General features: G+C 61.3%; 16 protein-coding genes. 10 read left to right on the forward strand and 6 right to left on the reverse strand.

Features of this window, described 5'->3' with window-relative positions; all coding sequences use genetic code 11:
• Window positions 1-106: 106 nt before the first annotated feature.
• On the forward strand, window positions 107-1,366 hold the full coding sequence (locus LRL22_RS06490) for a dicarboxylate/amino acid:cation symporter (protein WP_043819404.1): 1,260 nt from the start codon (window positions 107-109) through the stop codon (window positions 1,364-1,366).
• A 104-nt stretch (window positions 1,367-1,470) separates the two neighbouring features.
• Entirely contained in the window at window positions 1,471-3,090 is a 1,620-nt protein-coding gene (locus tag LRL22_RS06495; RefSeq protein ID WP_270904987.1) for a methyl-accepting chemotaxis protein, read from the forward strand.
• 68 nt (window positions 3,091-3,158) lie between these two features.
• Here the strand turns inward: LRL22_RS06495 and LRL22_RS06500 are convergent, their stop codons facing one another.
• Window positions 3,159-3,761, reverse strand: a complete 603-nt coding sequence (locus LRL22_RS06500) for a DUF924 family protein (protein ID WP_270904988.1) — start codon at window positions 3,759-3,761, stop codon at window positions 3,159-3,161.
• Between the two features lie 251 nt (window positions 3,762-4,012).
• Here LRL22_RS06500 and LRL22_RS06505 point away from each other — a divergent pair, with 251 nt between their 5' ends.
• Entirely contained in the window at window positions 4,013-4,933 is a 921-nt protein-coding gene (locus tag LRL22_RS06505; protein WP_270904989.1) for a DUF808 domain-containing protein, read from the forward strand.
• Between the two features lie 123 nt (window positions 4,934-5,056).
• On the forward strand, window positions 5,057-6,853 hold the full coding sequence (locus tag LRL22_RS06510) for a M3 family oligoendopeptidase (protein ID WP_270904990.1): 1,797 nt from the start codon (window positions 5,057-5,059) through the stop codon (window positions 6,851-6,853).
• 63 nt (window positions 6,854-6,916) lie between these two features.
• On the opposite strand, the gene LRL22_RS06515 is transcribed toward LRL22_RS06510, so the two are convergent.
• Window positions 6,917-8,323 (reverse strand): nucleobase:cation symporter-2 family protein, encoded by a 1,407-nt coding sequence (locus LRL22_RS06515; RefSeq protein WP_270904991.1) that lies wholly within the window; start codon window positions 8,321-8,323, stop codon window positions 6,917-6,919.
• Window positions 8,324-8,828: 505 nt separating this feature from the next.
• Between LRL22_RS06515 and ycfP the strand changes: the two genes are divergently transcribed.
• Window positions 8,829-9,368 (forward strand): alpha/beta hydrolase YcfP, encoded by a 540-nt coding sequence (gene ycfP / locus LRL22_RS06520; RefSeq protein ID WP_005334000.1) that lies wholly within the window; start codon window positions 8,829-8,831, stop codon window positions 9,366-9,368.
• Between the two features lie 74 nt (window positions 9,369-9,442).
• On the forward strand, window positions 9,443-10,735 hold the full coding sequence (locus LRL22_RS06525; RefSeq protein WP_019445491.1) for an NAD(P)/FAD-dependent oxidoreductase: 1,293 nt from the start codon (window positions 9,443-9,445) through the stop codon (window positions 10,733-10,735).
• 82 nt (window positions 10,736-10,817) lie between these two features.
• On the opposite strand, the gene LRL22_RS06530 is transcribed toward LRL22_RS06525, so the two are convergent.
• The 3 genes from LRL22_RS06530 to LRL22_RS06540 all read right to left on the reverse strand — a co-directional run bounded on the left by LRL22_RS06530 (window position 10,818) and on the right by LRL22_RS06540 (window position 15,346).
• Window positions 10,818-11,459 carry an energy-coupling factor ABC transporter permease gene (locus LRL22_RS06530; protein ID WP_270904992.1) on the reverse strand — a complete coding sequence of 214 codons (642 nt, stop codon included), beginning with the start codon at window positions 11,457-11,459 and terminating at the stop codon, window positions 10,818-10,820.
• Window positions 11,460-11,546: 87 nt separating this feature from the next.
• Entirely contained in the window at window positions 11,547-12,344 is a 798-nt protein-coding gene (gene pflA, locus LRL22_RS06535; protein WP_204382982.1) for a pyruvate formate lyase 1-activating protein, read from the reverse strand.
• A 65-nt stretch (window positions 12,345-12,409) separates the two neighbouring features.
• Window positions 12,410-15,346, reverse strand: a complete 2,937-nt coding sequence (locus tag LRL22_RS06540; RefSeq protein ID WP_270904993.1) for a sensor domain-containing phosphodiesterase — start codon at window positions 15,344-15,346, stop codon at window positions 12,410-12,412.
• Window positions 15,347-15,481: 135 nt separating this feature from the next.
• On the opposite strand from LRL22_RS06540, the gene LRL22_RS06545 reads away from it, so the two are divergent.
• From LRL22_RS06545 to pbpC, 4 genes are all read left to right on the forward strand, one after another.
• Window positions 15,482-17,170 (forward strand): FAD-dependent oxidoreductase, encoded by a 1,689-nt coding sequence (locus LRL22_RS06545; protein WP_270904994.1) that lies wholly within the window; start codon window positions 15,482-15,484, stop codon window positions 17,168-17,170.
• Between the two features lie 215 nt (window positions 17,171-17,385).
• Window positions 17,386-18,045 carry a DedA family protein gene (locus tag LRL22_RS06550; protein WP_005353037.1) on the forward strand — a complete coding sequence of 220 codons (660 nt, stop codon included), beginning with the start codon at window positions 17,386-17,388 and terminating at the stop codon, window positions 18,043-18,045.
• A 165-nt stretch (window positions 18,046-18,210) separates the two neighbouring features.
• Window positions 18,211-23,073: an alpha-2-macroglobulin family protein gene (locus LRL22_RS06555; RefSeq protein ID WP_270904995.1), complete on the forward strand. Its 4,863-nt coding sequence runs from the start codon at window positions 18,211-18,213 to the stop codon at window positions 23,071-23,073.
• Window positions 23,039-25,471: a penicillin-binding protein 1C gene (pbpC, locus tag LRL22_RS06560; protein ID WP_270904996.1), complete on the forward strand. Its 2,433-nt coding sequence runs from the start codon at window positions 23,039-23,041 to the stop codon at window positions 25,469-25,471. The genes LRL22_RS06555 and pbpC overlap by 35 nt, the downstream gene beginning before the upstream one ends.
• Before the next feature lie 426 nt (window positions 25,472-25,897).
• Here pbpC and LRL22_RS06565 read toward each other — a convergent pair whose 3' ends face one another.
• The gene (locus LRL22_RS06565; protein ID WP_270904997.1) at window positions 25,898-26,863 is read right to left on the reverse strand and encodes a hypothetical protein; all 966 of its coding nucleotides are present in this window, start codon (window positions 26,861-26,863) and stop codon (window positions 25,898-25,900) included.
• Between the last annotated feature and the right edge of the window lie 42 nt (window positions 26,864-26,905).

A 26,905-nucleotide genomic window follows, 5' to 3' on the forward strand; every position in this document is an offset into this window, starting at 1 on the left:
CAGCATACCAGCCGCCAGGAATCAACGGCTCGGATCACAAAAACGGACTGTAGTGGCTCCCACGCCACTGTTTACGGCTTGCACCAATCAAAACCGGGACTCCCCCATGAAAATGAATAAACTGACGGTCGCCATCCTCATCTCCATGATGTTTGGCATCCTCACCGGCCAGGGCTATCGGATGTTTGCCGCAGATCAGGCTGCGGATTTCGCCAGTAACATCACGATCCTGACCGATATCTTCCTGCGCCTGATCAAGATGATCATCGCTCCCCTGGTCTTCACTACCCTGGTGGTCGGTATCGCCAAGATGGGCGACACCCGCACCGTGGGGCGTATCGGTGCCAAGACCCTCGGCTGGTTCATGCTGGCCTCCCTGATGTCCCTGAGCCTGGGTCTGGTGATGGTGACCCTGATGCAGCCGGGTGTGGGTCTCTCGCTCTCCCTGCCCAATGACACCGCCAGCTCGGGCATTGCTGCCGGTGCCATTACCCTGAAAGATTTTGTGACCCACGCCATCCCCAAGAGCGTGGTCGAGGCGATGGCCACCAACGAGATCCTGCAGATCGTGGTCTTCTCCCTCTTCTTCGGTCTGGCTGCCGCCGCGCTCGGCGATCTGGCCAAGCCGGTAGTGGTGCTGATGGCCAGCGCCGCCGAGATCATGCTGAAAGTGACCGGTTATGTGATGAACTTTGCGCCATTCGCGGTGTTTGGCGCCATCGCCGCCATGGTGGCCAAAGAGGGGCTGGGTATTCTGGTTACCTACGGCAGCTTTATGGCCCAGTTCTACATCGCGCTGGCCTGCCTCTGGCTGCTGCTGATCGCCATGGGCAGCGTCTTCCTGCGTGGCCGTGTCATCAAGCTGCTGGCGATGATCCGTGAACCCATCCTGCTGGCCTTCTCGACCGCCAGCTCCGAAGCGGCCTATCCGAAGACCCTGGATCGTCTGGAGAAGTTCGGCTGTGACAAGCGCATCGCCAGCTTCGTGCTGCCGATGGGTTACTCCTTCAACCTCGACGGTTCCATGATGTACTGCACCTTCGCGGTGATGTTCATTGCCCAGGCGTATGGCATCGAGCTCTCCATGGCCCAGCAGATCACCATGCTACTGCTGCTGATGGTCACCTCCAAGGGGATGGCCGGGGTACCGCGCGCCTCTCTTGTGGTGATTGCCGCCACCCTGAACCAGTTCCATATTCCGGAAGCGGGCATTCTGCTGCTGCTGGGGATCGACCACTTCCTCGACATGGGCCGCTCTGCCACCAACGTGTTGGGCAACGCCATCGCCGCCAGCGTGGTCGCCAAGACCGAAGACAGTCTGGGTGAAACCGTTGCGCTGGGCGAGAGTGAGCCAGCCAAAGCCTGATCACAACGCCATGAAAAATAAACAACAACGGCCCGCCAATGCGGGCCGTTGTTGTTTATGGCTCGTCTACACTGCTAGATAGTTTCCATCTGGAGTGTACGGTTATGAATATTGCTCGTCGACTGCAACTGATAGCGCTGCTGGTGATGCTGACGCTCATTTTTCTCAGCTGGTTCAGTATCAATCGCCTTGGGGCAGGCAACCGTGATTTGAGCTATGTGACGGACAATACGGTGCCCAGTATTTCGCTGATTAAGGAAGTGCAGGCCGATTTCTATGAATTGCACTCGCTGGTACAAACACATGTGCTCAATACCGACTCAAGCAGGATGCAGCAGATTGAAACGGGTATCACCGAGATACGGGGACAGATCAATTCGCTGCTCGACAAATATAAGGCAGAGATGCTCTCCAATGATGAAGATCGGCGCCTGACTGACGATGATCAACGTATTGTCGCGCAATATTATCAGGAGATAGACAAGGTTCTGCAGCTCTCCCGCCAAAACAAGAATGATGAAGCCAGAGACATGTTGGCGGGAGAGGCATACGGACTGTTCAAGCAGTTTGCCAAGGCAATCGAGCTTCACGTCAACTTCAATATGGATTTGGGACTGGCGCTCAAGAAGCAGGGTCAGGAGAACTACGACAACAGCCTGCAAACCCTGTTGTTGATCGCCGGTGGTGCCACCGTGCTGACGATGGTGCTGTTTGTCTGGTTGTTCAATCAGGTGGCCAATCCCCTTCGCACCGCCATGGATACCCTGACCCGGATCCAGCGCGACCTCAACTTTACCCTGAGAGCTGATGTGAAACAGCAGGATGAGATTGGCCTGACCCTCAATGCGGTCAACCGGCTGCTCGATACGCTGCAACAGACATTTACCGAATTTTCCGTCGGCAGCTTGCAGATCAAGAGCACTGCCGAATCCCTCTCTCAGGCAGCGCAACACTTGGCCAGCTCGGCTAATCAGGCCAATGATGCCACCAGTCTGATAGCCGCCGGTGTGGAAGAGATGACGGTCAGCATCACAGATATCTCCCAGCGCACTCAGGAGACGAGCCGCATCACCAACGAGTCGGGGCAACTGGCGACCGAGGGGGGCCGGACCATCGAGCGCACCGTTCATGCCATCAACGAGATCGCCGACTCCATTCGGCAGGCCTCGGCCGAGGTCATTGCGCTGGGTGAGGGCATTTCGCGCATTGGCGGTGTGGTCAACGTGATCCGTGATGTGGCGGGGCAGACCAACTTGCTGGCCTTGAACGCGGCCATTGAAGCGGCGAGGGCCGGGGAGTCCGGCCGTGGCTTTGCGGTGGTGGCAGATGAAGTGCGCAAACTGGCTGAGCGCACAGCCCAATCCACCCAGGAGATCTCCGCCACGGTAGAGGCGATCCAGCAGGAGTCGAACAATACGGTCTCCCGCATGCATCTGGTGGAGGAGAAGGTGAGCCAGGGGGTCACTATGGCGACAGAGAGTGGGGCCATTATTGCCGAGATCCGCAGTGCGTCGCACCGGGTGATGGAGCAGGTGGGCGAGATCACCAATGCCATCCGCGAGCAGAGTTCGGCCGCCGAGTCGATCGCTCATCAGGTAGAGCAGATTGCTCAGGTCGTGCAGCAAACCAGCAGCACAGCGGAGGAGACCTCAGCCGCAGCCGAGGAGCTCAATGTCACCACCGAGAGCATCCACCAGCAGATATCCCGCTATCGCATTCAGTAACGCCGAGAGTTGTTATCCATACGCTATCCCCGCCAGCCAGCTGGCGGGGATTTTTTTATATGGCTTGCTTAGAAGCCTGAGCCCGGTTGCTGCAAAAATGCCGCCTCTTCCGGTGTGCTGGTGCGACCGAGTATGTCGTTGCGGTGGGGGAAGCGGCCAAAGCGTTCGATGATCACCTGATGGCGGCGGGCAAAGTCGGCAAATCCGGCAAAGGCCGCCTGCGCCGGTGTGCCAGCCTGCTCGGCAGCGAGTGCCTCGAACAGCGCCACACTTCTGGCCTGTTGTTCGCGGGATTCGGCATGTTCCAGCGGCAGATAGAAGAAGACCCGCTCCAGTTGCGAGAGGGATTTGTCAGCCCCGATGGACAGCCCTTTCAGGCAGAGATCCCTTGCCAGCGGATCCTGGGCAAAGGCCGCAGGCGTGCCGCGATGGATATTGCGGGGCAGTTGGTCGAGCAGCAGGATCAGCGCCAGCCGACCGCTGGGGAGATCGGCCCAGTGGGCGAGGCTGCCCTTGGCTGCGGCCTCTGCCAGCTCGCCAAAGCGGCTGGCCAGCAGGGCATCCGTTTCGCTGCTTTTTCCCCACCAGAGGGGGGCTTGCCGTGTGGCCCGCAGGACGTCATCGGCTTCGTCGCCAAACCAGAGAGCGAGCAGAGGTTGCCAGGGTTGCATGGGAACTCCTTGAGGTGATTCAGAGGGAACCAGGAACAAATGGCTCAGGGGTGCTGCCGAAACGGCGACTTCTCGTTACACTGTGCCATCTTTTGCCCGAAAGACGTAACCCCCCGATGGTGAGAGCCGGATTCTTGGCTCGGCCGATGATGGCCTGAGATCGCCACGAGGTGGTCCTGTTGACCCTGGTGGTTATCGGGACGTACATCTCTCTCCCGGGGTTGTTCTCACTGATATAAGGAATCTCTGATATGGCTGGAACCAGTTTGTTGGCCCTGCTCGACGATATCGCCAGCGTGCTCGATGACGTGGCGCTGATGACCAAGATGGCGGCGAAGAAGACCGCCGGGGTGTTGGGGGATGATCTGGCCCTCAACGCGGAGCAGGTTTCCGGGGTGCGTGCCGAGCGGGAGCTGCCGGTGGTGTGGGCGGTGGCCAAGGGCTCATTTCGCAACAAGCTGATTCTGGTGCCCGCCGCCATCGCCATCAGTGCGCTGGTGCCCTGGCTTATCACGCCACTCTTGATGCTGGGAGGCGCCTATCTCTGCTTTGAGGGGGCCGAGAAGCTGACCCACAAGTTCCTGCCCCATGAGGCGAGTGAGGGGGAGGCACACACTGCTTCTATTCCCGATGATCTGGTGGCCTTCGAGCAGCAGAAGGTGAAGGGAGCGATCCGCACCGATTTTATTCTCTCTGCCGAGATCATCGTCATCGCCCTTGGCACGGTGCAGGGGGCAAGCCTCGCGCTGCAGCTCTCGGTAGTGGCGGGCATCGCCCTGCTGATGACCATCGGGGTCTACGGGTTGGTGGGGCTGATCGTCAAGCTCGATGACATCGGTCTGCATCTGCTGCAAAAGCCTGATGGCAGCGCTCTGCGCCGCGCGGTGGGGCAGGGGTTGCTAGTGACGGCGCCCCGTCTGATGCACCTGCTGGCACTGGTCGGTACCATCGCCATGTTCATGGTGGGCGGTGGCATTCTGGTGCATGGCTGGCCCTTTGCCCATCACCTGATTGAAGGCGCAGCCGCTGTTGTCGCCACCCTGCCCACAGTAGGGGCCGTACTGGCGGCGGTGACGCCGACTCTGCTCAACGCCGTGGCCGGTGTGGTGGCGGGTCTGCTGCTGGTTGCCGTGATGACGCTGGTGAGCCGTCTTGCCCCGGCCAAGGGATAAGCGAGCTTGCGGGCCATGTTCTCTTTTTTCCTCTCTTCATTTTTTGGTCAGCGGGACGCTCGGTCTCTGACTTGCTGCCCGCAGGTCTGTTGCGCCTCCCGATAAAGGCCTTTGCGAGAAGCTATGTATCAACAACAGTGGAATAACGACCATATCTACCCGGGCCTCGACAGCACTGAGCTGGAAGCGGACATGCGCGCAGCCCGCCACGCGCTGGAAGAGCTGGCCAGCTATATGGCAGGTCTGGACGGGGTGCGCGATGATGACGCAGCGCTGCTGGATTTCTTGCGGGAAGTGCGGCTGCGCGCCCGTGATATTCGCCATATCGGCTGGAACGTCGCCATTCTGGCCGCGTGCCGCGGCAGTCAGGATGCGCGGGATCCGCAGGCCAAACAGCTGGCGTCCCGTGCCCGCGCCCTTAATGCCGATCTGTTCAAGACGCTCGCGCCGGTGGAAGATCTGATGCTGGCGTTGCCGGAAGAGAAATTCGCCGCGCTGATGAGTGATCCGCTGCTCGGTGAGGAGGCGTACCGCCTGCGCCACGAGCGTCGTTTGCAGGATCAGCGCCTGCCGGTGGAGGCGGAGCAACTGGTGATCGGTCTGGGCACCGATGGCCTGCACGCCTGGGGCAACCTCTACAACGATCTGGTGGGCAAGATCCGGTTAACCATTGATGGCCGCGAGATGGGGCTGGCGGAGGCGAGCAATCTGCTCTCCAGCCCGATACGTGCGCTGCGTTTAGAAGCCTTTGATGCCATCAGCGCCGGTTGGGAAGGGGAGCAGGAGACGGTCGCCGCGATACTCAATGCCCTTAACGGCTGGCGGCTGGAGCTGGCCCGCCAGCGTGGCAACACCCGTTTGCTCGATGCGCTGGATCTCTCCTGCCATCAGAGCCATATCGAGCGTGCCACCCTCGATGCCCTGATGAGCGAAACCTGGCGAGCCCGTGGGTTGGGTCAGCGGGCGCTGGAGCTGATGGCCGAGCGACTTGGTCTCGACGATCTGGGGCCGGAGGATCTCTTTGCGCCGCCGCCAGCTTCCAGCAGCCGTGACATTCCTTTTGATGAGGCGATCGAGTTGATTGCCGATGCCTTTAGCCGTTTCGATCCCGAGATGGGGGCGTTTGCCCGCATGATGGCCGAGAAGGGGTGGATTGATGCGGCGCCCACGCCAAATCGCCGCACCGGCGCCTATTGCACCAAGTTTGCCGAACCGGTCGAGCCGCGGGTCTTCGTCACCTATGCCGGCACTATGGACAATGTCATTACGCTGGCCCATGAGCTGGGTCACGCTTGGCACAACTGGGTGATCCGCGATCTGCCGATGAGTCAGCGCAGCTACCCCATGACGCTGGCGGAGACCGCCTCCATCTTTGCCGAAACCCTGGTGCGAAGCGCCCTGTTCGAGCAGGCGCAAAGCCCGGAAGAGCAGCTGACCATTGCTTGGGCGGAGGCCGATGGCGCAGCCACCTTCCTGGTCAATATCCCGGCCCGCTTCGATTTCGAGCGGGCGCTGGTGGCCGAGCGGGCGCAGGGTTATGTGTCGGCAGAGCGGCTCAAGGCGTTGACCGACGAGGCGTGGGGACGCTGGTATGAGGGGAGCCTGACCCGCTATCACCCCATGTTCTGGGCGGCCAAGGCGCACTTCTCCATCGCGGGGCTGGGCTTTTACAACTATCCCTATCTGTTCGGTTATCTGTTCAGCCTCGGGGTCTATCAGCAGTTGATGAGCCGCAAGGCGGCGGGGGAAGAGGGCGTGGCCGAGGCGTATCGCGCCTTGTTGCGCGATACCGGCCGGATGAGCGCCGAAGATCTGGTAGCCAAGCATCTGGGGCAGGATATCCGTGAGGCCGCCTTCTGGCAGGGGAGTCTGGCACAAGTAGCGCAGGCGGTAGAGCGCTTCGAGCAGTTGCCTGCCTGATTGGGTCAGCGGTGATATGAACAACAGGCCCCCGGACAGTCTCGCTGTCCGGGGGCCTATTTGTTATGCCTGCTCTTGCTGCGGTTTGATGGGACCAACGAACAGAGGACGGGTCTGGTGACTCAGATCCGGCTGATAGCCGTTGAAGAAGAGGTTGAGCAGCACCGAACTGATGGTGGCCAGCAGGATACCGCTATGAAAAAGCGGTTGTAGTTGCGCCGGCAGCTGCTGGAAGAAATTCCCGGAGACCGTCGGGATCATGCCAATTCCGAGACTGATGGCGACGATATAGAGGTTGTGGCGGTTGCTGTTGTAATCGGTGCGCGCCAGGATGCGAATACCGGTGGCCAGCACCATACCGAACATCACGATACCGGCGCCCCCCAGTACGAAGGGCGGGATGGAGGCGACCAGCACCGACATCTTGGGGATGAGGCCAAAGGCGAGCAGGATCCCCCCCGACATCACGCAGACCCAGCGACTCGATACCCCGGTCACGCTCACCAGACCGATATTCTGGGAGAAGGAGGTGTGGGGGAAACTGTTGAATATCCCACCAATAATGGTGCCGATGCCATCCACCCGCAGCCCGCGTACGATATCACCGCGCCTGGCCGGATGGCCGACGATGTCGCCAAGGGCCAGAAACATCCCCATCGACTCGATAAAGGTGATGAGCATGATCACCGTCAGGGTGGCGATGGAGATGGGATCGAAGGTAGGCCAGCCGAAGGCGAAGGGCACTATGGGGGCAAACCAGGCTGCCTCGCCGAGGCCATCGAGGCTCACTTCGCCCATGGCGATGGCCACCACGAAACCGAAGATGATCCCGAGCAGCACCGAGATATTGCTGAAAAAGCCCTTGGTGAAGCGGGTCACCAGCAGGATAAAGACGAGCACCAGAAAGCTGGTGCCGATATAGCGCAGGCTGCCATATTCCGGATTGCCCTTGCCCCCCGCCATCCAGTCGATCCCCACCTGCATAATGCTGATCCCGATGGAGGTGATAACCACCCCGGTGACGACGGTGGGGAAGAGCGGCATCAGCCGACCTATCAGCGGCACCAGCAGGGTCGAGATGATACCGGCGGCGATGGTGGCGCCGAAGATGCCCGTCAGCCCCAGATCCGGGTTGGCTCCGATGGCCAGCATCGGCATCACGGCGGCAAAGGTGACCGACATGATGACCGGCAGCCGGATCCCGGCAAAGCGGCCAATCCCGACACATTGCAGCAGGGTGACAATGCCGCAACAGAAGAGGTCCGAACTGATAAGGTAGGAGATTTGATCCTTGGGCAGCCCCAGACTGCCGCCAATCACCAATGGCACCGCCACGGCGCCGGCGTACATCACCAGCACATGTTGCAGGCCGAGGGTAAAGAGTTGGCCCATGGGGAGCATGCGCTCCACTTCATCCACCGGGCGCTTGCGCGCACCTAGTCGGGGGGAGGGGGGATTGGTCTCGTTCATGAACAGATCACTCCTTGAAGCCCGCGCAACTGCTACAGGCAAGATAGTGAAAGCAGCAGCTTTCCCGGTCATTGATCTCGTGTATTGACAGAGGAGCCAGATCCCTCGGCAGTAGTGAGAGGGATCCGGTGCAGCACGGGTCAGTGCACAAAACATGCACAACGCCACTCACGAGAGAAAACGTTTGGCGATAACGCCTTGTTTTTGCGGGATGAGTCACATACCGGCCAGATAAGTGCCCGGCTGCTGGCAGGGGAAGGAGGTGAGGGCATCTCAGATTGGTAAGGGGTTTATCATTATCGGTCTGGCGATCTCACTTTGATAGCCAGGCACCAGAGGGTTGCTCGCAATGCGCCCCTCTGCATGTGACGGCGCTCGCGGGCCGCAGGTCGCAATCGGGGGCGGGGGCGTGATCCAAAGCAAGAAAGTTGGATGTTTTGGTGGCGCACGGGGCCGCCGCTGGGGTAGTTTCGATAAAACCGACACAGATCCTGAGGTCTTATCCATGATCATCTATCTGCATGGCTTTGATGCCACCAGCCCAGGCAATCACGAGAAAGTGCTGCAGTTGCAGTTTATTGATGATGATGTGCGTTTCGTGCACTACAGCACGGTTCACCCCCGTCATGATATGAGCCATCTGCTCAAGGAAGTGAAAAAACAGCTCGATATGAGTACCGATCCCAAACCGCTGATCTGCGGCGTGGGTCTTGGTGGCTACTGGAGCGAGCGGATCGGCTTTCTGTGCGGCATTCGCCAGGTGATCTTCAACCCCAACCTCCATCCGGAAGAGAACATGCAGGGCAAGATCGACCGGCCGGAAGAATATGACGATATCGGTACCAAGTGTGTAACTGAATTTCGTAAGAAAAATTCAGGAAACTGCCTGTGTATCCTTTCCGTTCAGGATGAAGTGCGCGATAATCGGGACACTGAACGTGAATTGAAGAACTATTACGACATCGTGTGGGATGAGCGCGAGACTCATAAGTTCAAAAATATCTCGCATCATCTGCAGCGGATGAAGGCCTTCAAAGAAGCCTGATCCATCACGTCGACCGATTTCGTTTTAGGGAGCCAATGGCTCCCTTTCGTTTTGAGGAACCGAGGAAAATCATCATGATGAATATTGTCGTTGTAGGCGGCGGCGCCGGTGGCCTGGAGCTGGCCACTAGTCTGGGTCGCAAGCTTGGCAAGAAGAACAAGGCCAAGATCACTCTGGTCGATCGCAACCGCACCCACCTGTGGAAACCCCTGCTGCACGAAGTGGCCACCGGCTCCATGGACGCGGGCATCGATGCTCTGAGCTACCAGTCTCACGCCAAGAACCACGGTTTCGACTTCCAGCTCGGCACCCTGACCGACATCAAGCGTGACGATAAACGCATCGTGCTGGCCCCGATCCACGACGACAATGGCGACATCGTGGTCAACGAGCGCGAGCTGCCCTACGACTATCTGGTGATGGCCATCGGTTCTGTCTCCAACGACTTCAACACCAAGGGCATCAAGGATCACTGTATTTTCCTCGATAGCCCCTCCCAGGCGCACCGTTTCCACAACAGCATGATGAACCGCTTCCTGCAGTTCGCCACCGAATATAAGCCGGGCGACAAAGTGAAGATTGCGATCGTCGGCGGCGGCGCAACCGGCGTCGAGCTCTCTGCCGAGCTCTACAATGCGGTTGAGCAGCTCTACGCCTACGGCTTCAAGAACCTCACCACCGATAGCCTGAAGGTGACCCTGGTGGAAGCGGGCCCGCGCATTCTGCCGGCTCTGCCGGAGCGCATCAGCGGCGCCGCTCATCAGGAACTGGTCAAGCTGGGTGTGGACGTGCGTACCGCCACCATGATCACCGAAGCGACCAGCGACGGTCTGCACACCAAGGATGGCGAGCTGATTGAAGCTGACCTGATGGTGTGGGCGGCCGGTATCAAGGCACCTGACTTCATGAAGGATATCGCTGGTCTTGAGACCAACCGCATCAACCAGCTGGTGGTGAAAGAGACCCTGCAGACTACCCGTGACGAGAACATCTTCGTTATCGGTGACTGCGCCGCCTGTCCGCAGCCGGATGGCAAGTTTGTGCCGCCGCGCGCCCAGTCTGCCCACCAGATGGCCAGCCAGGCATTCAAGAACATTTTGGCCAAGATGAACGGCGGCGAGATGAAGCCCTACCTCTACCACGACCACGGTTCGCTGGTCTCCCTCAGCCGCTTCTCCACCGTGGGCAGCCTGATGGGCAACCTGATGCGCGGCTCCATGATGGTTGAGGGCTACATTGCCCGTCTGGTTTACATCTCCCTCTACCGGATGCACCAGATCGCCCTGCATGGCTACGTCAAGACCGGCCTCATCATGCTGGTGGGTCGCATCAACCGTGTGCTGCGTCCGACCCTGAAGCTGCACTAAGCCGGGATTTGTCACAATTCGGAATAGCAAAAGGAGAGGCCATGGCCTCTCCTTTTTATGCGCGCAGATAGGGGAAAAGGAGTTATGTGCCCAGATAGGTGCGATCGAAGAAGGTGTTTACCCAGTGGGGGCGGTAGATGGCCAGCACCGTCATCGCCATGCCGTTGAGCAGAGCTTCGGGGAACAGCAGCAGTGGCCAGATGGAGAGGTAATCTGCCGTGATGGTGTGCCAGGGGTAGCTGTCGCTCAGCCCCATCAGCAACGCACTGGCGGCCACCTTGACCGAGATGGTGATGGCGCCGCCGAGAAAGGCGGCAACGAAGATATAGACAAAGAGATGGCGCGGCAGCCAGGCCCAGCTGGCCAGAAACAGCAGCCAGCTGGTGGCTACCGGCAGGGCGATGCCAACCAGTGCCTGCCAGCCAAAATCAGCCAGATTGGTGACACCGAAGTAACCGAGCACCAGCAGGGTCAGGCAAGGGGCGAGCAGTGCCAGCCGCCAGCCAAGCAGCAGGGTGAGGGTGGTGAGCCCGAGAAAATGGACCTCCAGCCCCTCATGCAGACCGGCCCTTAGATACCAGAGCGGCACCAGCGCGATGGCACTGCCCAGCAACAGGTGTTGATAGAGGGGGTTATCATGGAGGGTTTGCCACAGAGAGCGGCGCAGGCTGAAGACCAGCAGTACCAGCCAGGTCAGGAGGGCGGCGAGTTGTCCTTCACTCATCTTGTCGTCCATTCATGCAGTAGAGTCCGGGCGGCCTTCCCGACCGCCCATAGCAGAGCAGGCTGACGAGTCAGCCTGCTTTTACCATCAATATTTGACGTTGTTGTGGTACTTGCCGAGGATGTCCTTGACCCGTTCCATGGTCTCCTTGCTGGGGGGCTTTATCCCGCTCAGCTCGTACGGGTCACCCAGCACATCCCACTTGTGTTTGCCCAGCTCATGGTAGGGGAGCAGCTCCACCTTCTCCACGCTCTCGCCCAGCTCGGCGATGAACTGGCCCAGCCCTTCGGCGCTCTCGTCGTCATCGCTCCAGGTCGGTACCACCACGTAGCGGATCCACATGGTCTTGCCTTTGGCCGCCAGATAGCGGGCAAACTCCAGGGTGTATCTGTTGCTGACGTGAGTCAGCGGAATGTGTTTCTCGTCATTGATCTGTTTGATGTCGAGCAGCACCAGATCGGTCTGGTCGAGCAGCTTGTCCACCTGTTCGTCGAGATGACGGACGAAGCCGTTGGTGTCGAGACAGGTGTGGATCCCTTTCTCTTTGCAGGCGGTAAAGAGTTCGGTAATGAAAGCCGGTTGCAGCATGGCTTCACCGCCGGACGCTGTCACGCCACCGCCGGAGGCATTCATGAAGTGGCGATAGCTGGTGATGTCACTCATCAACTCCGGTACGGTCACTTCGCGGCCACCTTCGGTATCCCAGGTATCGCGGTTGTGGCAGTACTTGCAGCGCATCAGGCAGCCTTGCATGAATACGATAAAGCGTATTCCCGGGCCATCGACAGTGCCGCAGGTTTCGACGGAATGGATCCGGCCAACGGTGCCGTGAGCTCCGGCTGGCTGGCTGATTTCAACGGCAGGGATCCGATTAATGACAGACATAAACAACTCCAACGATTCGAGCAGGCCGTTATTTTATTACATAAACCCCTATTGATCCTACACCTTTAGTCCGGCGCCCGGCTGCCAAGCAGCTGCTCCAGCCCCTTGACGGTGAGCGGCCGACTGGTGAGAAACCCTTGATAATGCTGGCATCCCAGCGCTTTGAGGATGGCCAGCTGCGCCTCCTCTTCCACCCCTTCGGCGGTGACGGTAAAACGAAAGACCTGGGCCAGATCGAGTATCGCCTTGACGATGGCTCTGTCCTGTTCGCTGTGTACCAGGGTCTGAATGAAGCTTCTGTCCAGCTTTACCTCATCGGCGGGCAGATCCCGCAGATAGGCCAGCGACGAGTAGCCTGTGCCGAAGTCGTCGATGGAGATGAGGATGCCGAGCTCCTTGAGCTGGCGCATTCTGGCGATACTCTCCTGCCGATTCTCCAAGACTACCGATTCGGTCACCTCCAGCAGCAGGCGGGAAGGGGGCACACCGGTGTCGCGCAAGATGTACTCCACCTGTTGTACGAAGCCCTGGGTGTGGAACTGGCGGGCACTGACGTTGACCGACAGATGGGGGATCTGCAGGCCACGGTTGAGCCAGAAGCTGTATTGGGCGCAGGCGGTCTTCATCACCCAGTAACCGATTTCGAGGATCAGGCTGGTCTCTTCGGCGATGGGGATAAACTCCCCGGGTGGCACCATGGTGCCGTCGCTGCGCTGCCAGCGCAGCAGCGCCTCGATACCCGACAGCGAGCCATTGTCGACCCGGTATTGCGGTTGATAGTGGAGCTGCAGCTCGTGATGACGCAGGGCATCGCGCAGCTCATTGGTGAGGGTCAGCCGATTTTTCTCGTGCTGGGCCATCGCCTCGGTAAAGAAGACGTAGTGGCCCTGACCGGCGCGCTTGGCCATGTGGGTCGCGGTGTCGGCCTGTTGCATCAGGACCAGATGATCCGTCTCGTTGCCGGAGAAGAGGCTGATCCCCACCGAGGCGCTGCAGTGCAGTTTGTGATCACCAATGTCGAACGGGGTGCGAAACAGCCCCATCAGCTCGCGGGCGAAGTGCTCTGCCAGAATTTTGGCGGTGACCTCGCCTTGTCCGAGCTGGGTAAAGAGCAGGGCAAACTCATCCCCCGAGATGCGCGCCTGCACCAGATTGTCCTGGGGCAGCTCCCTGAAACGCTGCACCACGGCCTGCAGCAGCAGATCGCCGCAGGCATGACCGAGGGAGTCGTTGATCGACTTGAAGTTGTCGAGATCCACCAGCAGCAGGGCGCCCCACTGGCCGTTGGGGGCGCTCAGGGTCTGCTGCAAAATATGGTTGAGGCTGCGGCGGTTGTGCAGACCGCAGAGATCGTCGTAGTAGGCGAGCTGCTCGATATGTCTGGCTGCCTCTTGTTCCTGGGTGATGTCGTAGAAGCTGCAGATAAAGTGGCTGAGCTCCCCCTGCTCATCCTTGACGCCGTTCACCATCAAGCGCACCGGAAAGAGGTGACCATCCTTGTGCAGGCAGCGCTCTTCCCCGAGCCAGAACTCCTGCTCGTTGACGGTGCGGCTGACATCTTCCTTGAGATGATCCCCGTAGTAGGTGGGGCGCAGCTTGCGAATGGAGTGACCGATCACCTCTACCTCGCCAAATCCGGTGATCCGGCTGAAGGAGTGGTTGACCTTGAGGATGATGCCGTTGTGATCCATCACGATCAGCCCATCGTGGGTATTAAAGGCTACCTCAGCCAGCCGCAGGGCATCGTCGGTGGCGAGGCGCTTGAGCTCGATGGCGGCCCGCTCGTGCTGGCTGCTCAATAGATCCAGAAGCTGTTCGGGCTCCTCGAGGGGGGTATCAAGCAGCAGGGTGATCTGGCCAATGGGGGCGCCGCTCTGGCCATGGAGTGGAATGCCGATGTAGGCGCTGGCGTTGAGGGCCAGCAGCCGGGTCGCCTTGGGATAGCGCACGGGCAGATCTTCCACATAGATGGCCTGACCATGCTGGAACAGCTCCTGAGCGGGGCCGGGGTCGAGCTGGATGGGCTTGAGGGTGGAGCAGATCTCCTCGTTGATGACGCAGCGGGGGATGATCCAGAGATCCTGACCGCGGGGTTGGAACTCGCCGATCCAGCCCACCCGGGCACCGCTGGCGCTCATGGCCCAGCTTACCAGCGTCTTGCAGTAGTCGATGCCGGTCTGCTGGTGCAGTTCGGGCGGGAGGGCCAGCTCGGCGCGGTGCTCTTCCGGTTGCGGTTGCCAGTGGCCGAGCAGCTGGGCGCTGCTGCGCACCAGTTGCAACATCTCCTCGCTAAGCGGGGTGGGATCGAGATACTCCAGACTCAGCACCCCGAACAGCTTGTCCTGCTCCAGCAGGGCACCATCAAGGCGTGAGCGCACACCGGCACTGGTCAGATAGAGGTGATTGCTCAGCATCGGCTGGTGGGCGGCCTCCGAGAAACTCAACGCTTTGCGGGTACGCAGGGCGCGGATATAGCGGCTGTCACCACGAATGGGGTAGAGCGCTTCGACCCCCAGGGTGAACACCGGGGTGAGTTGCTCGCTGCCGAGATCGCCGTTGGCCTGATAGTGCCAGAGGATGAGCCGATCGGCCCCCAAACTCTCTTTAAGGGCCTCGAGCAGGGGCGCATACTGTTGCTGGCTCGCCATCTGGCTGAGGCGCGGCAGTTGCAATGCCAGATCGGCGATGGGCTCCTGGCGAAGGTTCTGCAGACAGATGAGCCAGAAGCCATCCTGCTCGTGAGCGAGGGCGATGTGCCAGAGCTGGCTGGCAAAGCGCACGGTGATCTTGCCGCCATGGCCGTTGGCCAGCAGTTGTTCGATGGGCTGGCGCAGGGCATCGGGCAGCTGGGCAGGCCAGGGGGCACGCGGCTCGTCGAGCCAGTAGAGCGGGGTTTGCATCACGTCGGTCAGGGCGACCAGCCGTTGACTGCGCAGATCCAGACGAAAAAAAAGCGGCGTCTGGAGGGCAGGAGGTAGATGACTGAGTGCGGTAGACGACATGAACAAACAACATCCTGTTAAGCAACCGTCGGGGTTGCAAGAATACTGCAAAATGGTGTGAAACAAAATTTCATTGAAATCTAAATTAGCTGTTGCTAATTTATCGGCCATTATCTTCTAGGAGGAGTCTTGCGGATGAAACGGATCCTGATTATCGGTGGGGTTGCGGGGGGCGCATCGGCGGCCGCCAGAGCACGCCGGCTGAGCGAAGAGGCGGAGATCGTGATGTTCGAGCGGGGCGAGTTTGTCAGCTTCGCCAACTGCGGTCTGCCCTACCACATCGGGGGCGATATCCCCAATCGGGATGCCTTGCTGCTGCAGACTCCCCAGAGTTTCAAGCGCCGTTTCAACGTCGATGTGCGGGTCTTCCACGATGTGATTGAGATCGACAAGGCGGGCAAGACCTTGCTGGTGCGCAACCTGCAAACCGGTGAAGAGCAGCGCGAGCATTACGATGTGCTGCTGCTGAGCCCGGGAGCTGCGCCGATCCGTCCTCCCTTCCCCGGCATCGACAGCCCCCATGTCTATACCCTGCGCAACATCCCGGACATGGATCGCATTCTGGCGGCCCTGCACCACGATCAGCCGCGCCACGTCACTGTGGTGGGCGGCGGCTTTATCGGGCTGGAGATGATGGAGGCGCTGCACCAGCGCAAGCTGGATGTCACCCTGCTGGAGCTGGCCGATCAGGTGATGGCCCCGGTGGACAAGGAGATGGCAAACATGCTCCATGCCCGCATCCGGGAAGAGGGGATCGACCTGCGCCTGCGCACCGGCCTCACCGCCATCGAGAGTCTGGATCTGCCTGCCGAGAAAACCTCCGCCGTGCCGACTGCCAAAAGTGGCGGCCTGCGCCTGACCCTCAATGACGGCTCCCATCTTGATACCGGTCTCTTGATCCTCGCCATCGGCGTCAAGCCGGAAACCCTGCTCGCTGCCAAGGCGGGGCTGGAGCTGGGCCCACGGGGCGGCATCAAGGTCGATGCCGGGATGCGTACCTCGGATCCCTTCATCTACGCGGTGGGGGATGCGGTGGAAGAGATAGACTTCGTCACCGGCGAATCTGTGCTGATCCCGCTGGCGGGCCCCGCCAACCGGCAGGGGCGCATCGCCGCCGACAACATGCTGGGCCGAAGCGAAACCTACAAGAAGACGCAAGGGACCGCCATCTGCAAGCTGTTCGATCTGGCGGTGGCCAGCACCGGCCTCAACGAGAAGCGACTGGTGCAACTGGGATTGCCGTTCGAGAAGGTTTATGTCCATCCGGGCAGCCACGCCGGTTACTACCCGGGCGCACATCCGGTCAGCCTCAAGCTGCTGTTTGCCCCGGACGGCAAGATTTATGGCGCCCAGGCCATCGGCAAGGATGGCATCGACAAGCGCATCGATGTGCTGGCGGTGGCCCAGCGCGCCGGTCTCACCGTGTTTGACCTGCAGGATCTGGAGCTCACCTATGCGCCGCCGTTCGGCTCGGCCAAGGATGTGATCAATATGGCCGGCTTCGTGGCAAGCAACCACCTGAAGGGGGACACCCTGCTCTGCCACGTGGCCGAGGTGCAGGCTCGTAACCCCCATCAGCTGGTGGTGGATGTGCGCAATGGCCCGGAGCTTGACAAGCTGGGCAGCATTCCGGGGGCGCTGCATATCCCCCTTGACGAGTTGCGTGGTCGCCTCCATGAGTTGCCCAAAGAGAAAGAGCTGCTTATCAGCTGTCAGGTCGGGCTGCGCGGCCATGTCGCCTGTCGCCTGCTGAGCCAGCACGGCTTTAAAGTGAAGAACCTCTCCGGCGGCTTCAAAACCTGGCAGATGGCCACCGCCGAGTAACCGTTTTATTTCTGTGCCTGTTTGCCCCTCTCCCTTGTGCGTGCAAGATGAGGGGCTTTTTGTTTCTGCTTTTCGCCCTTCTTGCATTCCCCTCGTTGCTGCAATATTTCGACACACTTTATTTTCTGTGCCGGACAAAATTAACGTTTTGTTCAGGGGATGGGTGCTATAACCCCTGCCTCGTTCATGATGAACCGTGTAGTAGGGAGAGTGACATGCTGGATATGCTGATGGCCATTTGGCATCAGGATTTTGACGCCCTGGTTCAGATGCAGGCGGTACCCCTGCTGATCAGTTGCCTGATGCTGGTACTGCTGCTGGAGTCCGCATTCGTCTTCCTGCCCCTGCCGGGGGACAGCCTGGTACTGCTGGCCGGTGGGTTGGTTGGCATGGGGGTGTTTGGCCCTGAAGTGACTCTTGTCTATCTGCCGTTGGCTGCTGGCATAGGTTCTGTGCTCGCCTACTGGCAGGGACGGGCCCTGCAGCGCACCCGCTTTATGGATCATATCGAGCGGATGTTGCCTCCCGACAGCCTGCCCAAGGCGACCCGGCTGCTGAAAAAGTACGGTTTTCTGGCGATGTTCTCCTCCCGTTTTATCCCGTTCGTGCGGGTACTGACCCCCATGCTGATGGGGATTGGCCGCCTGAGCGTGCTGCGGATGTGCGTGGCCAGCTTTGCCAGTGCCTTTATGTGGGCGCTCTGCCTCAGTTTGGTGGGCAAGCTGGCGATGAATACCCCCTTCTTCCTCCACCACAGCGAACTGTTGACCCGGGCCCTGCTGATTACCTCGCTGGTGCTGTTTCTGGCGGCCGTCATGGCCATCCTGTTTCGCTGGTTCAAAGGCGGAGCGAAAAACGAGACCAGCCACGACTAGATGACAACCCTTGCCGCACTGGATCAGTCGGCAAGGGGGTTCTCGTGCTGCAGGGGGGCGGAATTGTGCCCATTCGGGTAATGAGCTTTGTGTCGGGTGAGCAGGATGCCTTATCCTGTTTCCAGCCACGCTGTGTTTGCAGCGCTCCAACTCGGGATGGAACCTATGCGCCTCTTCGACTCTCCCTCTGCTTTTCACCGCTCTACCGTTGGAACCGGCGCTCTGCACCGCCGCTGGTCAACCCTGCTGCTTTGCGGGGTGGTCGGTTTGCTGTCTGGCTGCGGCCCTGACAAGCCCACCAGCCAAGTACCGACCACAGAATCCACAGCGCAGCAGGAGGCCGGGGTGCCAACTTCTGTAGTGCAGGCCAATGCCCGTCAATATCGCGATGCGCCGGCACTGGCGCTGGTCTTCTCCGGCTCCTTGGCGCCCAAGGCAAACTGGCAGAGCTGGCTTTCGGTCAGCGAGGGGGGCAAGCAGGTGCAGGGGGAGTGGATCCTCGCCGACGATGGTCGCACCCTCTATTTTCCGAACGTTCAACCCGATAAAAGCTATGAAGTGAGCCTCAAGGCGGGGCTGGGCCCATCCCCCCAGAGCTGGACCCTCAAGACTCGCCCGCTGGAGGCGGGGGCCTCCTTTACCGCCAGTGGCATGGTATTGCCGCTGCGTCAGGAACTTCGCTTGCCCATCAGCGCGGTCAACGTGGATGAGGTCAATATCGATTTCTTTCGGGTCGACGCGGAATATCTGCCCCGTTTTCTGGCGGAATATCGCCCCGGTGCCGGCATGGGTAACTGGGAGCTTGAGCAGATCACCAAGCGGGCCAAGCGGGTGTTCAGCGGCCGCTATGCGCTGGAGCTCGATGCCAACCGGCGCGAGACCCGCCTCATTAATGTGAAAGAGCCGCAGCTGGCTGAGGCTGGCGTCTACTTTGCGGTAATGTCCCCCCTTGGCAACTACGATTGGCGCAAGGAGACCACCTATTTTGCGGTGAGCGACATGGGGCTCAGCGCCCGCCGTTACCGCGATCTGCTGGAGGTGTTCGTGAGCTCCCTGGCCAGCGCTGACCCGCTCAAGGATGTGCAGCTCTCCCTGCTCGATGAGAAGGGCAACCGGCTGCAGGTGCAACAGACCGACAACCGTGGTCACCGGCGCTTTGACCAGGTACAGGGGGCTCGCCTGCTGCTGGCCGAACAGGGCAAGCATCTGGCGGTGCTGCGCCTCGATGGGGCGGCGCTCGATCTCTCCACCTTCGATCTCGGCACCCAGCCCTGGCAGGCCCAGCAGTTGTATCTGTTCAGCGGGCGCGATCTCTATCGTCCCGGCGAGCGGCTCGACAGTCAGATCCTGCTCAAGGGGCAGGATGGCCAGCTGCTGCCGGGGATGGCGGTGGAACTGGAGGTGAAACAGCCTGATGGTCAGCTGCTCGAACAGAAGCGGCTGCTGCCGGACAATCTTGGCGCCGCCCACTACGGCCTGCGTTTGCCGGACGATGCACCGCTCGGGCGCTGGACCATCAACCTCAAGACCGCCGCCGGCAGTCGTTTCGAGTGGCCTTTTCTGGTGGAGGAGTTTCTGCCGGAGCGGCTGAAACTGCAGCTTGGCAAGGGGCCGGATGGGGAAGTCACGGATCTGGACGCCGCTCTCACTTTGCCGCTGCAAGGGGACTATCTCTACGGCGCCCCTGCGAGCGCAACCAAGGCCAAGGCGGAGGTAAAAATCAGCCGCGCTACCATGCCTTTCACCCAATGGCAGGAGTTCACTTTGGGGGATGTGCTGCTCGCCGAGCAGGCCAAGGATCTCGAGCCCCTCAATCTCACCCTCGATGCGCAGGGGCAGGGGACTTTTTCGCTTACTGATGAGCTCGATGGGGTGCTAACCCTCGGGCCGCTGGAGGTGGCCTATCGGGTGTCGCTCGCCGAGCCCGGTGGCCGCGCCGTCAATCGCAGCCGCACCCAGTATGGCTGGCCCGCGGGCAGTCAGTGGCCGGCGCTCAAGGCCGACTTCGTGGCCGATCGTGTGGAAGGGGGCAAGCCGCTCCCCTTCCAGATCCTCAACCTCGATGAGCAAGGCCAACCGGTGGCGGGGGCGGTGAAGGTGCGCCTTATCAACGAGTACCGCGACTACTACTGGCACTACGCCGATGGCGAGGGGTGGAAGTACGAGTTCAACAGCCAGCCCTATCTGGAGCAGGAGCAGACCCTGCAGCTGGATGGCAAGGGGCCGACCCCGCTCACGCTGCAACTGGCGGCGGGCTGGTATCGGTTGGAGGTGGAGAACAGTCAGGGCCATCAATCGAGCCTGCGGGTGGAGATCGGCAGTTACGCCTGGGGCGGCGGTGGCGAGCAGGCGCGGCCCGACAAGATTGCCATCACCCTCGACAAGCGCGCCTATCAGGCGGGTGACAAGGCTAAAGTGACAGTGGTGGCGCCGCGACCCGGCAAGGGCTTGCTGCTGGTGGAAGATGGCGACGGCCTGCGCTGGTGGCAGCGCATCGAGCTCAAGGATGCCCGCGGCGAGTTCGAGATCTCGATCAGCCCCGAGTGGCAGCGTCACGATCTGCATATCTCGGCCCAGATCGCCGCGCCAGACAGCGACTCAAAGCCGGTGAGCCAAAAGAGTGTGCAGAGCCTGCGCTCGGTCGGACTGGTGCCGCTCACCCTGGATCGGGAAGCGCGTCGTCTGCCGCTTACCCTGAGCGCACCGGATAAAGCGGTGCCGCTTACCCGGCTGGAAGTGACCGCAACCTCCACCCCCAATAGCCAAGGCCGTGTGGTACTGGCGGCGGTGGATCGGGGCGTGCTCAATATCAGCGATTATCAACCCCTCGACCCGTTCGAGATCTTCTTTGGCCGCAAGCGCTTCGCCCAAGATTTGTTCGACAACTACGGCCAGGTGATCCCGCCGCAGGATGGCAAGCTGGCCCGCCTCAACTATGGGGGCGATCGGGCGCCGCTGAAAAAGGGCGGCGCGCTGGAGAGCCGGGTCGAGATAGCTGCACTCTGGAGCGGCGAGGTGAGTTTTGACGAGCAGGGCAAGGCGGTGATCCCGCTCGATCTGCCCAACTTCAATGGCGAGTTGGCGCTGATGGCGCTGGCCTGGAACGAACAGCAAGTCGGGGAGGCCGAGCGCGCCGTCAAGGTGGTGGCGCCCTTGGTGGCCGAGATTGGCTGGCCGCGCTTTGGCGCCAGAGGGGATGAGACCCGGGCGCTGGTGCAGCTGCGCAACATGAGCGGCGAGGATCAGACCCTCTCCCTTGCCTGGACCCTCAATGGCGGGCTGAAAGCAAACGGTGAGCTGCCCGGCACCCTTTCCCTTAAAAATGGCGAGGAGCAGTGGCTGACCCTGCCGCTCACCGTTACCGGGGCGAGCGGCGTGGCAAGCCTGCAGTTGGCTGCCAGCGGCAAGGATTTTGCCATCAGCCGCGACTGGACTCTGCCGCTGCGCTCCCCCTGGCCGGCCGAGACTCGCCAGCGTTACCAGATGCTGGCTCCCGGCCAGCAGATGAGCTTTGCGCCAGCTGAGCTGGCCGGGCTGGATCGCGCCAACCTGCAGGGGCTGCTCAGCCTCTCCGGCACTCCCCCCTGGGATCCGGCAGCCCAGTGGCAGGCGCTGGCCTATTACCCCTATGCCTGTCTGGAGCAGACCCTGTCCCGTGCCTGGCCTTACTTGCTGACCACGGCCGATGAGCGGGCCGCCTGGAGCAAACCCGCAGAGGGCAAGAAAGCGGCGAGTGAGGCGGATGTGCAACGCGCCCTGCTGCAACGGTTGCAGCGGTTGCAACTGCCCAGCGGCGGCTTTGGCCTGTGGGATGGTCGCTCCGACGAGGAGCAGTGGCTCACCGCCTATGCCGTCGACTACCTGCTGGCGCGCAAGGAGGCGGGCGATGCAGTGCCGGAGGCGATGCTCAATCAGGCGCTGAACCGGCTGCAGAGCTATCTCACCGACAGCCAGTATGGCGAGCGCTGGAGCAGTGCCCCCGAGCACAGCCGGCTGGCCTATCAGGCTTACAGCGCCTATGTGCTGGCCCGGGTGGGCAAGGCGCCGCTCGCTACCCTGCGCCTTATCTGGGAGCAGCAGGCCGATCACGCCCGCTCCGGTTTGCCGCTCTTGCACCTCTCGCTGGCACTCTCGGCCATGGGGGATGAGCAGAACGCCGCCAAGGCCCTCAGCCGGGCATTGGCGACCGAGCGCGGTGATGACTATCTCGGGGATTACGGCTCGCCGCTGCGCGATGAAGCCCTTGAGCTCTCCTTGCTGCGCCAGCACAAGCTGGCTGCGGAGCGCTGGCCAGCCCTCAGTGCCAAGGTAGCCGATACCCTGGCACATCGTCAGTGGCTCAGCACTCAGGAGCGGCTCGCCCTGCTGCGACTCGCCCGCGTCGATCCGGCCGCCGACTGGCAGGCCAAGGTAACTTCCTCTCTTGGCAGTGGATCCCTGAGCGGTTCGGCTCCGCTGCAGCAGGGTGCCCCCGAGGCACTGGCCGCGAGCACCGTCACCAACGAGGGCAAGGGATCCCTCTATGTACAGCGCACACTGGTAGGTTACCCCGAACAGGCACCGGCACGGATCAGCAAGGGGATGAGCGTGACCCGCAGCTGGTTCAACAGCGACGGTCAGCCGTTTGATCCCGCCAAGGTGAAGGTGGGCGATCTGGTGGTGGTGCGGCTCAACGTCAGTAGCGAATCGGCGGTGCCCGATGCCCTGCTGGTGGAGATGGTGCCCGCTGGCTTCGAGCTGGAGAACCCGGCCCTTGGCAACAGCATCAAGCTGGAAGAGCTCTCCATTGAGGGGAAACCGGCGTGGCAGAGCGAGTGGAACGACTATCTCAAGCATCAGGAGTTTCGCGATGACCGCTACACGGCGGCGCTGGATCTGAGCGAGGGGAGCAACCAGCAACTGGTCTACCTGATGCGGGCGGTGACGCCGGGTCGCTATCAGGTGCCGCCGACCCAGGTGGAGGATATGTACCGCCCCGAGCTGCGGGCTGTGGGTGAGGATATCCACGAGGTGCGTATCTCTGAGTAACAAACCCTCCCTTGAGCGGGTTCGCCCGCTCACTTTCTGCCAGCGTGGCTGGCTGAAATTAGGTCGCACTGGCCACGCTGGCTGGCGCTGGCTTGGTCGCCTGCCACGCTGGCTGCGTTGCTCGGTGCTGGGCGTTGTAGCACTGCTCCTGTCATTGCTGGCACTGGATCGACTCTTCCCGCCGCCACCGCTCGACCCTGCCTACGCACGGGTGGTGCTCGACATGAAGGGGCGACCGCTGCGCGCCTTTGCCGATACCAGCGGCGTGTGGCGCTATCCCGTGACCCTGGAGCAGGTCTCCCCCCGCTATATCGAGGCGCTGCTGGGCTACGAGGATCGCTACTTCTGGCGTCATCCCGGGGTCAATCCGGTGGCCATGGTGCGCGGGGTCTGGCAGTGGCTGCGCTATGGGCGGGCTGTATCGGGCGGCTCGACCCTTACCATGCAGGTGGCGCGTCTTATCGAGCCCTACCACAGGAGCGTGCCCGGCAAGCTGCGCCAGATGGTGCGTGCGCTGCAACTGGAGTGGCACTATGACAAGCGCACCCTGCTCACCGTCTACCTCAATCGGGCGCCGTTTGGCGGCAATCTGGAGGGGGTGCAGGCGGCAAGTTTTGCCTACCTTGGCAAGAGCGCCGCCAAGCTGACCTATGCCGAGGCGGCGCTGTTAGCGGTGTTGCCGCAGGCCCCCAGCCGCAACCGGCCGGACCGCCATCCCGAGCGGGCCCGCACCGCCCGTGACAAGGTGATGCAGCGACTGGTAGCGCAAGGCGTCTGGCCCGAACAGGTGTGGCTGGAGGGACGCATCGAGCCGGTGCTGGCTCGCGGTCACTTCACGCCGATGGAGGCGCCGCTCTTTGCCCGTCTCGCCGCGGACAATCAGGCCGGGGCGCTGGTTCACACCACCATCGACGGCGATCTGCAGCGCTGGCTGGAGGGGCGGGTGGCGAGCTATATCCGTCGCTTCCCTGAGCAGACCTCAGCGGCGTTGCTCTTGGTAGATAACAAAACCATGGCGGTGCGCGCCTATGTGGGCAGCGCCGAGTATGGCAATTTGCGCCGTCACGGTTATCTGGACATGGTGCAGGCGATCCGCTCCCCCGGCTCGACCCTCAAGCCCTTTATCTACGGTCTGGCGATGGATGAGGGGCTGGTGCACTCGGCCTCCTTGCTTTCCGATGCACCGAGGCTGGGCTCGGATTACAGACCCGCCAACTTTTCCGGCGCCTTTCAGGGGCCGGTGACGCTCGCTCAGGCACTGCAGCAATCCCTCAACGTGCCGGCGGTGCAGGTGCTGGAGGCGCTCGGGCCCGACAAACTGGTCAGTCGCCTCGACAACGCCGGAGTGCGGCTGGCGCTCTCCGACAAACCCAATCCTGCCATCGCGCTGGGGGCGGCGGGGATCCGGCTGGAGCAGCTGGTGGCGCTCTACAGCGCGCTGACCCGGCAGGGGCAGGTGGCGATGCCGGTCTGGCTGGCGGGGCAGCAGGCGGTGTCGCGCCCCTTGCTGAGTCCGGGCGCGGCCTGGATCATCTGGCAAATATTGAGCGCGCAGGGACGGGCTGATCAGCCCTTTGCCAGCGAGGCGACTGGCCGGGTCAACAGGCTGGCCTGGAAGACCGGCACCAGCTACGGCTATCGCGACAGCTGGGCGATGGGAGTCTCCGGTCGCTGGACCATCGGCGTCTGGCTTGGGCGCCCCGACGGCACCCCCATGCCCGGTTTTTATGGCCAGAGCGCGGCGGTGCCGCTGCTGCTCTCGGTCTACTCGCGGCTGGCTGACAACAGCCCCTTGCCGGCACAACCCAACACGGTGAGTGAGGCCGAGATCTGCTGGCCGCTGGGGCGCAAAATGAGCGCGACCCTGCCTGAAGCCTGTTTGCAGCGCCAGAGCGCCTGGTTGCTGGAAGGGCGCGATCCTCCCACCTTGCCGGATCCCATGGACTGGCCCTCGCCGCTGCGGCAAGTTGCACTCACTGCTGAAGGCAAGCCGACGCTGACCCGTTGCCCCGATGCGGCACAATCCGGTTTTCGGGCACTCTGGCCGTTGTCGTTGGAGCCTTGGCGGTCCCCCGGCGAGCGGCGGCAGTCGCTGCTCGCCAGCAGTTGTGCAGGGGAGGGGCAGAGCGCCGAGCTGCAGGCCCCCATTCGCATCGTGGCGCTGGGGGAGGACAACCTTATCCGCAGCCAGCGCTATCGGTTGCAGCCCAAGGTGCTGGGCGGTGTCGGCAAGCCGGCCTGGTTTCTCAACGGCCAGCGGCTGCGCTGGGATGGCGATCAGGTGCTGAGCGAGGCGGGTCGATACCAGCTGGTGGTGGTGGACGAGGCGGGCAACAGCGATCGTATCGAGTTTCGCGTGGTGCATCCTGACAGTGATGCCGGCACCATCTCCCGTTGATCGTTTTGCCGACAGCCATTGAGGTGAATGTAATTAACCATTTGAAATGCATCAATATTTGATTGGATGAATTAATTTGTGAATAATTACGAGTTCATTCAAATCCAATCGGGAGTTCTCTTTTGCTGCGTGTTCTGTGTCCCTTGCTGGTGCTGATGAGTTCGGGTTGTGCCACAACCAATCATGGTGATCACCATGTTTCTCCTGAACGTACCGGGTTCTATTCACCTTTCGAACCCGCTTCCGAGAGTTTTGCGCGTTGCTATCAGAAACAGTTTGCCTGTACCCCTTCCAATATCCGCCGTGACAGGGCGATGGAGGCGCGCAGGAAGGCGCAAGAGCGGGCCAATCATCGTGGTGATGATTGGTAGGCCGCAGATAACGAGAGGGGTTGGCAAATGCCAACCCCTTTTTCATTCCGCCCATTCAGCCCGGTTGGCGCAGATGGCCGAGCCGGGTGAAGAAGTGCTGGCTCTTGCGCTGGTGAAAGTGGCTCTTCTTGATGGGATGGAAGATAAGGTTGCTTTCGGGGTGGCTCGCCTTTAACTGGTGGAGCATGGCTACGGCGGGCAGGCTGGTGCTGACCAGGGTGGTGAGTGGCATGCTGAGGGTCTCGGGCCCGAGCAGTTGATTGAGCCCTTGCTGAGCCTGTTCAAAGCGGGTCAGGGCCGCCGGGTCGGCATAGCCGCTACCCAGCATGGTGAGCAGGTTGTCGATGGCCAGATGAAATTCGGCCAGCTGTTGGCGAAAGCCGCTGCGCCCGCGCAGGGCAATCAGCTCTGCAAACGGAATATCGGCCAGGTGAGTGGGCACTTGCAACGGGATTTCGAGGTGGAAGCAATCCTGACCGCCGCGATTGTGGTAGCGGGATTCGAGCAGATGGAGCAGGCGGTCGAGATAGTCGTGATCGGTAATGAGCGCCCCGTCATTGGCGAGTGCCCACTCACGGGCAAGGCGCATGGAGATCAGGTTGGCAAAGCGCCGCGCCATTCTGATCCCCCCTTCATCCCGGGTCGCAAAGCCGTGAGTAAGGCAAAAGCCGTGCAGCCGCTCCAGCCCCGCCTGATCCGGGCAGAAGCAGTCGTGGTTGGCCTCCTGACGCCAGCGACCAATCAGCTCCTTGTTGCCAAACACCTTGTGGCGGACGAAATCGGGGGCCACCAGGCCGCTTATCTGGTTCTCCAGTTGCGGGGTAATGGCGGCAAAGAAGGCGGCATCGGGCCGCTCGGCCAGCAGATCGGTCTGCTGTTGAAGGGTATCGAGCAGGGCGGTGAGACCGCTCTTTTCGCTGACGGTGAAGACAAAGGCAAGCCGCTCCAGATAGAGCAAGGCAAATTTGAGCCAAAGCTCGTCGCGTACCTCCATGCCGGGGTAGTAGATATAGGTCTTCATCGGATCAGTCTGTTGTCAAAAATCTGGCGAGGCGCAGGGTCG

The sequence above is a fragment of the Aeromonas sp. PI_26 genome (assembly GCF_027854445.1).
In the GTDB taxonomy this organism is placed as follows: domain Bacteria; phylum Pseudomonadota; class Gammaproteobacteria; order Enterobacterales; family Aeromonadaceae; genus Aeromonas; species Aeromonas veronii.

Excerpts from the sequence above, each read along its gene's own strand:
- LRL22_RS06490 (WP_043819404.1), top strand. The coding sequence starts at position 107 with ATGAAAATGAATAAACTGACGGTCGCCATCCTCATCTCCATGATGTTT.
- LRL22_RS06495 (WP_270904987.1), top strand. The coding sequence starts at position 1,471 with ATGAATATTGCTCGTCGACTGCAACTGATAGCGCTGCTGGTGATGCTG.
- LRL22_RS06500 (WP_270904988.1), bottom strand. The coding sequence starts at position 3,761 with ATGCAACCCTGGCAACCTCTGCTCGCTCTCTGGTTTGGCGACGAAGCC.
- LRL22_RS06505 (WP_270904989.1), top strand. The coding sequence starts at position 4,013 with ATGGCTGGAACCAGTTTGTTGGCCCTGCTCGACGATATCGCCAGCGTG.
- LRL22_RS06510 (WP_270904990.1), top strand. The coding sequence starts at position 5,057 with ATGTATCAACAACAGTGGAATAACGACCATATCTACCCGGGCCTCGAC.
- LRL22_RS06515 (WP_270904991.1), bottom strand. The coding sequence starts at position 8,323 with ATGAACGAGACCAATCCCCCCTCCCCCCGACTAGGTGCGCGCAAGCGC.
- ycfP (WP_005334000.1), top strand. The coding sequence starts at position 8,829 with ATGATCATCTATCTGCATGGCTTTGATGCCACCAGCCCAGGCAATCAC.
- LRL22_RS06525 (WP_019445491.1), top strand. The coding sequence starts at position 9,443 with ATGATGAATATTGTCGTTGTAGGCGGCGGCGCCGGTGGCCTGGAGCTG.
- LRL22_RS06530 (WP_270904992.1), bottom strand. The coding sequence starts at position 11,459 with ATGAGTGAAGGACAACTCGCCGCCCTCCTGACCTGGCTGGTACTGCTG.
- pflA (WP_204382982.1), bottom strand. The coding sequence starts at position 12,344 with ATGTCTGTCATTAATCGGATCCCTGCCGTTGAAATCAGCCAGCCAGCC.
- LRL22_RS06540 (WP_270904993.1), bottom strand. The coding sequence starts at position 15,346 with ATGTCGTCTACCGCACTCAGTCATCTACCTCCTGCCCTCCAGACGCCG.
- LRL22_RS06545 (WP_270904994.1), top strand. The coding sequence starts at position 15,482 with ATGAAACGGATCCTGATTATCGGTGGGGTTGCGGGGGGCGCATCGGCG.
- LRL22_RS06550 (WP_005353037.1), top strand. The coding sequence starts at position 17,386 with ATGCTGGATATGCTGATGGCCATTTGGCATCAGGATTTTGACGCCCTG.
- LRL22_RS06555 (WP_270904995.1), top strand. The coding sequence starts at position 18,211 with ATGCGCCTCTTCGACTCTCCCTCTGCTTTTCACCGCTCTACCGTTGGA.
- LRL22_RS06565 (WP_270904997.1), bottom strand. The coding sequence starts at position 26,863 with ATGAAGACCTATATCTACTACCCCGGCATGGAGGTACGCGACGAGCTT.